The organism is Phytohabitans maris (genome assembly GCF_031085175.1).
GTDB lineage: Bacteria > Actinomycetota > Actinomycetes > Mycobacteriales > Micromonosporaceae > Phytohabitans > Phytohabitans maris.
Genome location: NZ_JAVHUY010000077.1, coordinates 1 through 12071 on the forward strand (window position 1 = coordinate 1; position 12071 = coordinate 12071).

Sequence of the window (12071 nt, forward strand, 5' to 3'; positions counted from 1 at the left end):
TGTGCGGAACGGGTCAGCGGCGGCGGGCTTTGAGTAGCAGGGCGATGCGGCGCGGACCCCGGTAGCCTCGGCGGTCACCGAGGATGGTCAGCGCTTCGCGGGCGAGACGGTGACGGCCGGCGCTGCTCGCGGGGTCATTGGCGATGGCGGCGAGTTGGTCGGCGGCCGAGCCGTTGGTGCTGATTTTGGCGAGCTGGTTGGCGGCCCAGCCGCTGACCAGGGGTTCGGAGGGGCGGGTGGCAGCCAGGCGAGCTGGATCGCGGCGTCGATCCGGTCGTAGGTGTTGGCGGTCTCGTCGGTGGCCATGGTGAGTAGGAGGTCAGCGCCCCGCGGGTTGTCCAGGCTGTGCAGCTCGCGAGCGGCGTACCGGCGGGTGACGGATGCGATGCGCGGATCGGCGACGGTTTCGGCGAGCCGGTCGCCGCCGCGCGGGTCACCCATGCGGCCGACCGCCGTCGCCGTCGTGTACTGCGGGCTCCACCAGCCGGGGCTGCGTGAGGTCTTGAGAGGCGTCTGGGCGGCCGTGTCGATCAGGCGGCGGTCGGTGACCACGCCGTCGGTCGTCAGCGTGGCGATGAACTTGCCACCGTCCGCGCCGCTGCGGCGGGCCACCTTGAGTAGCGCGCCGGTGAGGTCGGGCCGCCCCTGCCAGGCGGCGACGAGGAACGAGGCGAAGGACTCGTCGCGGGGTATGCGCCACCGGCTCGCCCGCCCTCCCCACGAGCTCGCCCACTCCCTCGCGCGCGCGTCCGGGTGCAGCCGCCAGTGGAACATGGCGCGGAACAGCTTGTCGCTGCGGCGGGGATCGGCGGCGAGGTGGGCCGCGGCGAGGAACTCGCCGACAGTCTGGTGGAAGAACGCGAAGTCGTCGCCGTGCTGCACCATCAGCCCGCCGCGCCGTAGCAGGTCCGCTATGGACGATCGCCAAATCCCATCGGGTACGTGCGCCGGGCGCAGCTGGCCGGTCCAGCGCGCCAGCAGGTCGATCGCCGGTGTGGTGTCGTCGGCGTGCCGGGCCGCCGCCAGGCGCCCGAGCAGCCCGTCGAACCAATCGGCGAGATGGGCGGCGGCGTCGACGGCGGAGTGGCCGTACCGTTCGAATCCCTTCTCCAGCTGGGGTGGATGCCGCCGTCGGCGGCGAACCGGCGCTCCCGAAGGAGGTCTACAAAGGACTGGTACACGCCGGCGCGCCCCTGGGGCAGGTCCCGCTCGGGGCGCAGGACGAACAGCTGGCACAGCATCGTGGCGATCAGCGGCGTGCGGGCCAACTCGGCGAGGGACGTATAGCGTACCGCCCGGGTGAAGCCGGCCGCGGACGCGGCCGGATCGGGCAGGCCAAGGGCGGCGAACCACCGCTCGGCGAAGCCGGTCAGCCCCGCCGCCAGCGGCAGCAGCTCGAACCGGGGCCACCCCGCCTTCGGCAGCTCACCGTCGGCCAGCGGCCGGGTGGCGACGACGAACCGATAGCGGTCGCCCGGGACCGCGGTGAGCTTGCGGACCACCGTGCGGCGCCGGTCGGCGTCGAGGACCTCGTCCAGGCCGTCGACGAGGACGAGCCACCGGGCGCCGGGGAGCGGCTCAGCGGCGAAGAACTCGGCCGGGAAGTCGGTCAGCGACCCGACCGGGTCCAGGTCGGCGCGCACGCTCGCGGCGATCGCCTCCGGCAGCGGGCGGGCGGCGACGAGGTCGGCGGCGAGCATCCGCACCGGCACCGCACCGCCGGTGCCGGTCTCGAGCCAGCGGCGTGCTGCCTCCAGCAACCCGTGCCGAAGCAGGCTCGACTTGCCCACGCCGGGGCCGCCGACCAGGACGCAGTCACCATCCTGCCCGAGCACGGCCGTGGCCGGCGCCTCGCTGCCCACCGTCGGCATCGCCCGCTGCCCGACGTAGACGGTGTCCAGCGGCGGCGGTTCGACACCCGGCACCACGCCTGGGTACGGATGCTGGCGGGCGGCGCGGGCGGCGAGATCCAGGAACGCGCGCAGCCGTGGACCGGGATAGGCCCAACCGCCGGCGCGCAACTGCCGGTCGTCCAGTGTGGACAGCCACCCGGCCGTGGCCGCGAGATCCGCCTGGGCCGAGCGGACCCTCGGGTCGGCGGCGAGGATGTCGGCGGCGGAGACCATGTGCGCGCTGCCTCGCTCGTTGGAGTAGACCAGCATCCGCAGACCGCGCCGCTGCGCCTGTTGAGCACCGCACTGCCGCTGTAGCCGCCGGTCACCGGCGTGCCGGTGACGCGCAGCGGATGCCAGTCGCCGTCTTCGTGGGGCAGCCGCGACGGGCCCTCGTACCGCAGCGTCGCCGACTGGCCGGCCCGGAACATGCCGCTCGGATGCCCGTAGGTCAGCAGTGGGTCACCGACGGAAAGCGCGGTGGAGAGCAGCGCGTACGGCAGATCGCCCGCGTCCGGGCAGCGCAACAGCGCGAGATCGAGCCCACCGGGCGTGCGGCGCAGGTACCACTCGGGCACGGTCTCGCACACGACCTGGCGGCCGGCGGCGACGAACCTGGCCGACACCGACGCCGGCAGGTCCTCGCGCCGGGCGGCGAGCACATGCGCGCACGTGGCCACGACACCCGGCGCGACGAGGAAGCCGGTGCCCAGCGACGGCGACCCACCGGTGGGCACCTCCAGCGCGACCGTGGCCGCGCGGAGCAGCGCCTCATGTGCCGCACCGCCGTCAGCTACGGCCCTGGCTTCGTCCACTCCAGACCCACCTTGAGCGTCGAACGAGCCGAAGCCTTGCCGATGACCGCGACGAACGAACCGGACTCCACCGCGAACTCGCAACCGAACTCCAGCGTCACCCGGGAGGCGTCGGTGCGCTGCAGCCGCCCGGAGAACTGCTCCACGAAGTCGGTCAACCCCGCCACAACGTCGGCCAGCGCCGGGCCACGGGCGGCGATCTCCCGCTCCTCGCCTGGGTCGACGGGCTCACCGATCCGCTGGACCGCGAGGTACACCTTGCGCTCCCCCACGCTCACCGGCACGAGCACCCGGTCGTCGCCGTCGTGCTGATCCAACGCGTTCTCCGACATGGCACGCAGGATAACGACGAACTGGCTGATGAACGAGCCCAGCTCGGCCGGGCGATCATGGCCCACCCGCCGGCACGCGGGACCTCCGTGCGGACGGCCAAGGAGGTACGCGATGCACAGGCGGCCGGCCTGGCCGCCCAGGGCCTGGAGATCAGCGGCGGCATAAGCATGCTTACCGGGGTTGCGGTCTTCGTCGGGCTGTACCGGGCGGTAGTCCACGACCAGGCTGTCCTTGTACCACCGCACGTCATCAGATCGCGGCACGGATAGAAGGGTTCACCAAAATGGACTGCTGGAGCGAGTCCCGCACGGTCCCGGCCGCTGTGCCGGGTGTCGTCCTCACCCAGACGCTGTGCCAGGTCCCTGGCGACCAGACCGCACCATCTACCAGATCACCGAACACGGCCGGACCACCCTGCGGCAGTGGCTCGACGCGTCACTGTCGCTGGCCGGATGCGCATCCGACGACGCCCGCGCGCCGTCGTCGGATACGACCCACACGGCCGGTGTGCCCAGGTCCGACCCAGCCGACCAGACCCAGCGACAGAAAGCGATCGTCGAACTGCATCAGGCGCTCGACAACGCCTGGAACGCCGGCGACGCTGACGCGTTCGCCGCTCGCTGGACCGAAGACGGGACGGTCGTCAGCCCACTGGGACAGGCATCGGTCGGCCGTGCGGCGATCCGCACAGACGAGGCGGCCGCCTTCAACGGTCCGATGAAAGGAACACGACACAAGCTGACCGTGTCCCACATGTACTGGCCCGAGCCGAACATCGTCGTCATCGACGGCGATGCCGAAATCAGCGGCTTCCGCGACGACGGCGGTGCGCCGCAGCCACCGCTGACGGCGAAGTTCACCAGCGTATGCGTCCAGCAACAAGGTAAATGGTTCATCTCCCACCTGCGGTCCTACGTCTACCTGAAGCCATGACAACGCGGTAACTACGAACTCGCGACGAGGCGCGTCACAGCGTCGGCAGGTTCCGAGGCGGCGTCTGTTCGGACGTGCGTCGTGGCCTTGCGGGTGGGATGAAGCAGATACCCTGACGGCTCTCACTACAAAGTACACGTCCCGCGTGTTGGAGTGCGGCTTGGTCGAGGGGGATGGCTGGCGGAGTACAGGGCGGGTCAGCTCTGCTCCCGCGACCCCGGCGCGGTACGTCTGCTTCGGTTAGCGGGCGCCGATCGCACCTCGCGACCGCAGCAGCGCCTGCAGCTCAGCGACGTCGATCGAGCCGACGTCGACCGAGTCAGCGTCCGGGCCGATATTCGCCGACACGGTGTCCGCCGTGCCGGTGGTGGCTCGGTCACGGACGGCCAGGGCCGCCGCGGCGCCTGCCGCCTCGCCGGTCGTGAAGCAGGTGGCGGTAATCCGGACGGAGCCGTTGGCCTCGTGTGTGGTGGAGACGCAGCGGCCGGCCGCCAGCAGGTTTGTGATGTCCCGGGCGACCAGAATGCTGTACGGGATGTCGTACGACGTGGGCACGCTCTCGGTGTGCGACAGGCCGGCCGCCGCCGCGTCGTGTATGTCGATCGGGAAGGCGCCCTGCCCGATGGAGTCGGCGGCGCGGCGTGCCCCGACCACGTCGTCACGGGTGAGGGTGGCTCGGCCGAGGATCCTGCGCGACTCGCGTACCCCCGTGCGGTCGGCGACGTCGGCGAGGTAGGCGCGGCGGCCGCCGGGCACGTACTCGCGGAACCAGGCGACCGCCTCCATCACCTGCTGGGCCAGCTGGAGGTAGACCTCGCCGCCGCCCAGGTCGCCTGGTGCGGTGCGGGTGCGGGTCAGGTTGAGCACTGCCTCGCCGCGGCTGGGCCAGCCGGCCAGATGCAGCTCGGTGCGCGGCCAGGACAGCACGCCTTTGTCGTGGCCGCGGGCGAGCAGCTTGCCGAAGCCCCACATGTTCAGGTGGTCGTTGCTGGCCTCGCCGAACCGGCTGCCGGGCCGGAAGTCGTCCGGGTGCGCGCGGGCGTACTCCAGAAGCGGCCCGAAGTCCACACCGCCGAGCTTGAGCAGCAGCGACGCGGGCTGGGTGGCGCGCAGTTGGTCGTCCTGGAACGCGGCGCCGGCCAGTGCGAAGACGACCGCGTCGCCGGAGCAGTCCACCACGACGGCGGGCCGGATGGTGATGCGGCCATGCCCCGGCGTCTCCGCCGTCACCTCCTGGACGGTTCGTCCGTCCGCGCCAGTGCCCACGTCGACGACGGCCGTGTGCAGCAGCAGCCGGACACCGGCCCGGCGCAGAAGGATCGCCTCGCACATGGAGAGCTCGGCGTGGTTGACCGGTGTCCGGCTGGCGGTGTACGCGACGTCGTCCGGGATGTGGCCAGGTGTGCCGCCGTACTCCCGAAGGAGCGTGACGATCCGCTGCCCGACGCCGCCGGTGACCTGGTTACCGGCCGTATCGTGGAAGCCGGCGCTGTGTTCCAGTAGCTGCCGGGCGAGCGTTCCGCCGACGTGGCCGCTTGCCTCGACCAGCAGGGTCTGCGCACCGGACTCGGCGGCGGTCACAGCGGCGGCGACCCCGGCGGAGCCGGCGCCGACGACGAGCACCTGTGTGGTCTGTTGGATGTGCTGGCGTGGCAATGATTCAGCCTTTCACACTGCCCGCCGTCAGACCCTTCTCGTAGTACCGCTGCAGTACGAAGAAGAGCACGACGACCGGGACCGTGACGAGTGTGCTCAGCGCCATGATGGCGCCCCACCGGATGTCGAAGGAGGTGACGAAGCCGGCCATGGCGACCGGGGCGGTGACGTTGTCGCCTTGGCCTATCACGCTGGCGAAGAGGAACTCGTCCCAGGAGAGGATGAACGAGAACATGGCGGTGGTGGCAAGCCCGGTGCGCAGCAGCGGGAGCGTCACCGTGAGAAATCCTCGGAGGTATCCGAGGCCGTCCACCCAGGCCGCCTCCTCCAGCTCCCGCGGCACAGCCTCCACATAGGACTTCATCAGCCAGGTGGTGAGCGGCAGCGTGATGGTTACGTGGGCGATGACTATGCCGGGCAGACCGCCGACCAGGCCGAGGCTGTTGAGCGCCAGGTAGAGCGGTACAAGCAGCAGGATCGCGGGAAACAGGTAGGCCACGCTCAGCCCGGCCAGCAGTGCCCGCCGGCCGGGGAAGGTGAAGCGGGAGACCGCGTACCCGGCGGTCGTGCCGACCACGAGCGAGATGACGGTGGTGACGACGGCGACCACGAAGCTGTTGGCGAACCAGCGCATCGCCTCGCTGCCGCGGAAGACCTCCTGGTACCACTCACCGGTCACCGTGGACGGGACGAGCGTCGGGTCGGGCTGGAAGAGCTCATCGGCCGGACGGATCGAGCTGAGCACCATCCACAGGATCGGGCCAACGGCGAAGAAGACGATGAGCGCGAGTGCGACGACGCGGCCGGCGATGGCGGCGACGCGGCCCAGCCCAACGGGCCGGTCTGTGGTGCGCGCGGGCGGTGGGGGTGAGGGCCGGACGGCAGCGGGCGCCTTGTCGGCAAGTGTGCTAGGCACGGCTATGCCTCCTCGAAGCGGTGCGGACCGCGAGCCAGCCGACAGTGCCGATGGCGGCCGTCAGCAGCCCGGCGGCGGTGGCGATGGCGGCGGCATACCCGATCCGGAACTCGCCCATCACCAGCTTGTAGATGTGTGTGGAGAGCACCTCACTGGAGCCCGCCGGCCCGCCTCGGGACAGCAACCAGACCAACTCGAAGTACATCAGCGTCCAGATGCCGCGCAGGGCCAGCAGCGCGATCGTCGCGGAGCGCAGGTTTGGCAGGGTGATGTGGCGGAACTCGTGCCACGCTCCGGCGCCGTCCACGCGGGCCGCCTCGTACTGCTCCCGGTCGATACTTTGCATCCGCGCCCAGTAGACCAGCATGGCGAACGGGAAGCCGCGCCAAATGTTGACGATGATGACGGTCCACAGTGAGCTGCCCTCGAGGCCGAGCGGCGTGCTGCCCTCGGGCACAACGCCGACGGACTGTAGCGTGTGGCCGAGCACGCCGTACTGGCCGTCGAGCATCCACTGCCACACCAGGGCGGTGGCGATGACCGGCACCACGTACGGGATCAGCAGTAGCTGGCGGATCCAGCGCATGCCCCGCCAGTCGGCGTCGATGAGCAGCGCGGCGCCAAGCCCGAGGAGCAGCTGACCGGCCAGCGAGCCGACCGTCCACAGCAGAGTGTTCCTGATCGTCCGGCGCAGCGACTCGTCCCGGATGATGTCGGCGTAGTTGCCGAGGCCGGTGAATGACGCCTCGCCGGTGAGTAGGTCGATGTTGTAGAGCGAGGTGCGGAAGCTCTCGAACACCGGATAGGCGAGCACGAGCAGGAAGACCAGCGCGGCGGGCACGGCGAAGGCCATGCCCGCGCGCTGCCGCCGCCCGGCTGAGCCGCGGGACAGGAACGTGGGATGGGTGACAGACATCGGCGGACCCGTCACGCGCCGGCGAGGCGCTTCATCTCGGCGTTGATGTTGTCGAACGCCTGCTGCGGGGTGAGGTCGCCGGCGGCGGCCGCCTGGAGCTGGTCGCCGACGAACGTCGTCGCCTCGATCTTGCCGGCCAGCTGGTTGAGGCCAGCCTCCATACCGTACCGGTACCACCGCGGGAGCACGTCGTCGCGGATGGTCTGGATCTGCTCGTCGAAGCGCTTGACCGTCTCGTTGGACGTGTAGACGGGCGACTTCGCCGCGCTTTCCGTCGCCGGCAGCGCGAAGACCGGACGAGTGTTGACCCGCGCGGCGGCGAGGTCGGGCTCCATCATGCACGCCACGAGGGCCTTGGCAGCCGTCTGCCGCCGCTCGTTCGTCTTGCCCACCATGTAGAAGTACCCGCCGCCGAGCGCGCCCTCAGGCTTGGTCTGCTGGGTGGGGCCAGGCAGGGCGAAGACGCCCATGTTGTCGAGCATCCGCGGGTTTTGCTCAGCAGCGAGCCCGACCACCGCGCCGAAGTCCATCACCATCGCCAGGTTGCCCTTGACGAAGCCGGTCCGGAAGTCGTTCCAGACCCAGGTGCGAGTTTCCGGCGGCGAGGCCGCGGCGTACAGGTCGAGCATGAACTTCGTCGCCTCGACCGCCTTGGCCGGGTCGCGGTCCAGCGCGTACTCGCCAGTCTCCGGGTCGAACGTGTGCACGCCGTTGGCGTACAGGAATTGGTAGTAGGTCTGCGGGGCGACCAGCGCCGAGCCCATCGGCACGGCGAAGCCACGCACACCACTGGCCGGGTCGTCCAGCTTCCGGGCCGCCGCCAGCAGTTCGGGCCACGACGTGGGCACCTGGACACCCTTGGCGGCGAAGAGGTCCTTGCGGTACCAGACCTCCTGGTGCAGCGCCCAGTCCGGCACCGCCCAGGTCTTGCCGTCCTTGCCGACCGCGCTCAGGTAGGACGGGATGAAGTCGTCGCGGCCGTGCTTGTCGACGACGTCGTCGACCGGGACGATGAAGTCGCCAGCCTGCGCCGCCGCGACACCGCCCTCGATGGTGTTCATGATGTCCGGACCGTTTCCCGAGCGAAACGCCGTGACCATCTTTGGGTACATGCTGTCGAAGGGGATCGCCTCGACGGTCACCGAGACGTCTTGCTGCCGCTGGGCGCACTGCTCGGCCTGCCGTTTGATGGCGTCGGCCTGGGCGCTGACGGTGAGGTTGGTCCAGAAGTTCAACGCGATGGCGCCGCCGTTGTCGGCGCGGCCGTCCGAGCCGCCCGACCCGGTGCCCGGCGGGCTGCATGCGGAGGCCACGGCGACTACGCCGGCCAACGCGGCCGTAACGGCGACCCTCGCGCGGGTGCTGTGGGGAGTCATATTCGTCCTCGCGATTGCCGGTGAAGTGTGCCCATCTGTGTTACCGGTTACACCCTGCGCGGCCGGTTCGCCATCTGTCAAGGGTGGCGGAGCGTTTTAGCAGCTTGATCGCCTTATATCTGTGGTTGACACGGCCTTCTGGATGCGAAAAGCTACCCACAGATGTAACCGGTGACATGTTTGCTTCGAGGAAGGTCACTCATGGGTCAGGCTGCGCTGGAGCTGACGGGCGTCATCCCGCCGCTCGTCACGCCGTTCGACGAGCGGGAACGGGTCGACATCGGCAAGTTGCGAGCGGAGGTGCGTTACCACCTGGCTGCGGGGGTGCACGGCATCTGCGTGACCGGCTCGACCGGCGACGGGCAGATGCTCTCGCTTGAGCAGTCGGTGGAGATCGCGAAGGCAGCGGTCGAGGAGGTCGGCGGCGCGGTTCCGGTCATCGCCGGCATCATCCGCGACTCCACGGCCGAGGTCATCCGGTATGGTCGTGCGCTCAAGGAGACCGGCGTGGACGCCCTCCAGGTCACGCCCGTGCACTACCTCTTCCAGCCGGACGAGGCGACGACTCTTGAGTACTACCGGCGGATCACCGCGGACACCGGGCTGCCGGTCATCGTCTACAACGTCATCCCGTACGCGCTGATACCGGCCGGCACGGTCTACCGGCTGCTCCAGGAGATCCCCGGCGTCGTGGGCGTGAAGCAGTCCGGCGGCAACATCCACCACCTGGCCGACCTGCTGAAGGCGGCGCCCACCGGTGGTGTCGTACTGACCGCGGTCGACGACCTGCTGTACCCGGCATACATGCTCGGCGCGCAGGGCGCGGTGAGCGCGACGCTCACCGTCGTGCCGCGGTTGTGCGTGGAGCAGTGGCACGCGGTGCGCGACGGCGACCACAAGACCGCGCTCGAGATACACAACCGGCTGCTGCCGGTGTGGCGCGCGATCGACGGGCCCAACATGACCGTCCGCATCAAGACCGCGCTCGCCTTGCAGGGCCGCGACGGCGGCCGCGGCGCCCACCCGCTCACCCCGGTCAGCACGCGGGAGGAGGCAACCATCCGGGCTGCCCTCGTCGAGGCCGGCGTGCTGGCCGCGTGATTGACTGACGCGGCGGGACCTTGCCGGTTGGCGGGTTTCGACGCTCCCAGTGGACGGGCGGCAGCGTTCGGCCCGGTTGACAAGGAGTCGGTGGTGGCAAGCATCCGCGACGTGGCCAGGCTGGCCGGTGTCTCGACCGCGACGGTGACCCGGGCGCTGCGCGACGAGCCCTCCGTGGCGCCGAAGACCAAGGAGCGCGTGCGCGCCGCCGCGCTGCGGCTCGACTACGTGCCCAGCGCGGCGGCCCGGGCACTGTCCAACGGACGGTCCACATTGCTTGGCCTGTTCGTCCCGGACATCGTCAACCCGTTCTACGCCGAGGTCGCCCAGGGCATGGAAGACCGCGCGGCGCAGGCGCGATACCACTGCGTCATCGCCAGCTCCCACCTCAACCGCGAGCGGGAACGGCAGCTGCTGACCTCCTTGCAGGACGGCACGCTCGCCGGTCTCGCGGCGACCACGGTAGGCACCGACGAAGCGTTCACCGCGGCGCTGAGCGCGATGCCGGGGCCGCTGGTGCTCGTCGACCGCCGCCCGCGCGGCCTCAAGGCGCCGTTGGTCCGCACCGACAACCGCAAGGTGACCCGCCAGGCCATCCGCGGCCTGTTCGAGATGGGCCACACCCGGATTGCGATGATCTCCGGACCTCAGGACTTCGACACCGCCTGCCAGCGGCTCTCCGGCTTCCGGCTGGCGCATCGCGACGCGGGCGTGCCGGTCACCGAGCGGCTGATCCGGCACGGCCACGTCGGGGAGTCCGGCGGCTACGAGGCGATGACCGATCTGCTCGCGCTCCGCCCGCGCCCCACCGCCGTCTTCTGCTTCAACAACCTGGTCACCGTCGGCGCGCTCAAGGCGATCCGCGCCGCCGAGCTGACCATCCCGACCGACATAAGCCTGCTCGCGTTCGACGACATGTCGCTGTTTCCACTCGTCGACCCACCGATCACGGCAATCGCGCAGCCCGCGTACGAGATGGGCCGCGCCGCCGCCGACATCCTGCTGCGCCGGCTGGACGGAGAGAACGGGATCGACGACAGCGTCCTGCCAGCGACCCTGATCCAGCGCGGCTCGCTCGGGCCACCCCGCCCGCACGACTAGCCACGCACGAGGAGTAGCTCCGCATGGCCGAACTCTTCTTCGTTACCAAAGCCGAATACGTCGATCGCGCGCTGCGCGGCTTCGCCCGCGACCAGCGGGACATCGTCCGACTGCACACCGCGCCGGCGTACGTCCGCGCACTGGCCACCAACCCGGCGCGCCGCGTCGGGCTGGTCGCCGGCGGCGGCTCCGGCCACGAGCCCATGCACGTCGGCCTGGTCGGCGCCGGCATGCTCGACGCCGCGGTGCCCGGCCGGGTCTTCGCCTCACCCCACAACCGCCAGGTGTACGAGGCCAGCCGCAGCGCCGCCGGGCCGGAGGGCGTGCTGCACATCGTGAAGAACTACACCGGCGACCGGATCAACTTCGGCATCGCCGCGGAACGCCTGCGCCACGACGGCATCCCGGTCGCCCGGGTGCTCGTCGACGACGACGTCGCCACGGAGAGCACGCAGACCGCGACCGGCCGCCGCGGCACCGGCGCCACGATCGTGGTGGAGAAACTGCTCGGCGCGGCCGCCGACCGCGGCACCGGCCTGGACGCGCTGGTCGAGCTGGGCCGGGCCGTCGCCAGCCGCTCCCGCAGCATCGCGGTCGCCTCGGCGGCGCACACCTCGCACGTCACCGGCCGACCCGGTTTCGAGCTGGCCCCCAACCACATCGAGTACGGCGTTGGCATTCACGGCGAGCGAGCCCGTCAGACGATTCCCCGGCCACCGCTGGAAGACCTGGTCGAGCGGATGGTCGACGACGTGCTGGCCAACCTGCCCGCGGGCACTCGGGCGCTGGTGCTCGTCAACGGGCTCGGCGGGACCACCGCCATCGAGCTCTACAACGTCTTCGCGGAGGTGGAGGAGGCGCTGGGCCGGCGCGGCGTCGCGGTCGCCGGCAGCCTGGTGGGCACCTGGACGCCCGCGCTCGACATGAAGGGCTTCTCCGTCACGGTGACGATGCTCCTGCCCGACGACGGCGCGTGGACGGCGTTGTGGGACGCCCCCGTCTGGACCGCCACGCTGCGAAAGCGAGGGTGAC

11 protein-coding genes and 1 pseudogene are annotated in these 12071 nt (G+C 70.6%); 4 read left to right on the top strand and 8 right to left on the bottom strand.

Going from position 1 to position 12071, the window contains the following annotated elements; all coding sequences use genetic code 11:
- Positions 1-87: 87 nt before the first annotated feature.
- From RB614_RS43030 to RB614_RS43040, 4 genes and pseudogenes are all read right to left on the bottom strand, one after another.
- Positions 88-885, bottom strand: a complete 798-nt coding sequence (locus RB614_RS43030; protein ID WP_308717325.1) for a hypothetical protein — start codon at positions 883-885, stop codon at positions 88-90.
- A 26-nt stretch (positions 886-911) separates the two neighbouring features.
- The gene (locus tag RB614_RS43035; protein WP_308718504.1) at positions 912-2162 is read right to left on the bottom strand and encodes an NACHT domain-containing protein; all 1251 of its coding nucleotides are present in this window, start codon (positions 2160-2162) and stop codon (positions 912-914) included.
- 59 nt (positions 2163-2221) lie between these two features.
- Positions 2222-2707: pseudogene (locus RB614_RS44570) on the bottom strand (trypsin-like peptidase domain-containing protein); the annotation flags it as partial.
- Positions 2686-3285 (bottom strand): CU044_2847 family protein, encoded by a 600-nt coding sequence (locus RB614_RS43040; protein WP_308718505.1) that lies wholly within the window; start codon positions 3283-3285, stop codon positions 2686-2688. The pseudogene RB614_RS44570 and the gene RB614_RS43040, both read right to left, overlap by 22 nt.
- A gap of 106 nt (positions 3286-3391) precedes the next feature.
- Here RB614_RS43040 and RB614_RS43045 point away from each other — a divergent pair, with 106 nt between their 5' ends.
- Positions 3392-3973, top strand: a complete 582-nt coding sequence (locus tag RB614_RS43045; protein WP_308718506.1) for an SgcJ/EcaC family oxidoreductase — start codon at positions 3392-3394, stop codon at positions 3971-3973.
- Positions 3974-4213: 240 nt separating this feature from the next.
- On the opposite strand, the gene RB614_RS43050 is transcribed toward RB614_RS43045, so the two are convergent.
- The 4 genes from RB614_RS43050 to RB614_RS43065 are packed head-to-tail and all read right to left on the bottom strand — an operon-like array spanning position 4214 to position 8774.
- Positions 4214-5629 carry an FAD-dependent oxidoreductase gene (locus RB614_RS43050; RefSeq protein ID WP_308718507.1) on the bottom strand — a complete coding sequence of 472 codons (1416 nt, stop codon included), beginning with the start codon at positions 5627-5629 and terminating at the stop codon, positions 4214-4216.
- Positions 5630-5633: 4 nt separating this feature from the next.
- Positions 5634-6545: a carbohydrate ABC transporter permease gene (locus RB614_RS43055; RefSeq protein ID WP_308718508.1), complete on the bottom strand. Its 912-nt coding sequence runs from the start codon at positions 6543-6545 to the stop codon at positions 5634-5636.
- Positions 6538-7461: a carbohydrate ABC transporter permease gene (locus RB614_RS43060; RefSeq protein WP_308718509.1), complete on the bottom strand. Its 924-nt coding sequence runs from the start codon at positions 7459-7461 to the stop codon at positions 6538-6540. The genes RB614_RS43055 and RB614_RS43060 overlap by 8 nt, the downstream gene beginning before the upstream one ends.
- An 11-nt stretch (positions 7462-7472) precedes the next feature.
- Positions 7473-8774, bottom strand: a complete 1302-nt coding sequence (locus RB614_RS43065) for an ABC transporter substrate-binding protein (RefSeq protein ID WP_308718510.1) — start codon at positions 8772-8774, stop codon at positions 7473-7475.
- 264 nt (positions 8775-9038) lie between these two features.
- Here RB614_RS43065 and RB614_RS43070 point away from each other — a divergent pair, with 264 nt between their 5' ends.
- The 3 genes from RB614_RS43070 to RB614_RS43080 all read left to right on the top strand — a co-directional run bounded on the left by RB614_RS43070 (position 9039) and on the right by RB614_RS43080 (position 12070).
- A complete protein-coding gene (locus tag RB614_RS43070; protein ID WP_308718511.1) occupies positions 9039-9938 on the top strand; it encodes a dihydrodipicolinate synthase family protein in 900 nt (299 codons plus the stop codon).
- Between the two features lie 93 nt (positions 9939-10031).
- The gene (locus tag RB614_RS43075; protein WP_308718512.1) at positions 10032-11039 is read left to right on the top strand and encodes a LacI family DNA-binding transcriptional regulator; all 1008 of its coding nucleotides are present in this window, start codon (positions 10032-10034) and stop codon (positions 11037-11039) included.
- 23 nt (positions 11040-11062) lie between these two features.
- Positions 11063-12070, top strand: a complete 1008-nt coding sequence (locus RB614_RS43080; protein ID WP_308718513.1) for a dihydroxyacetone kinase subunit DhaK — start codon at positions 11063-11065, stop codon at positions 12068-12070.
- Position 12071: the final 1 nt, after the last annotated feature.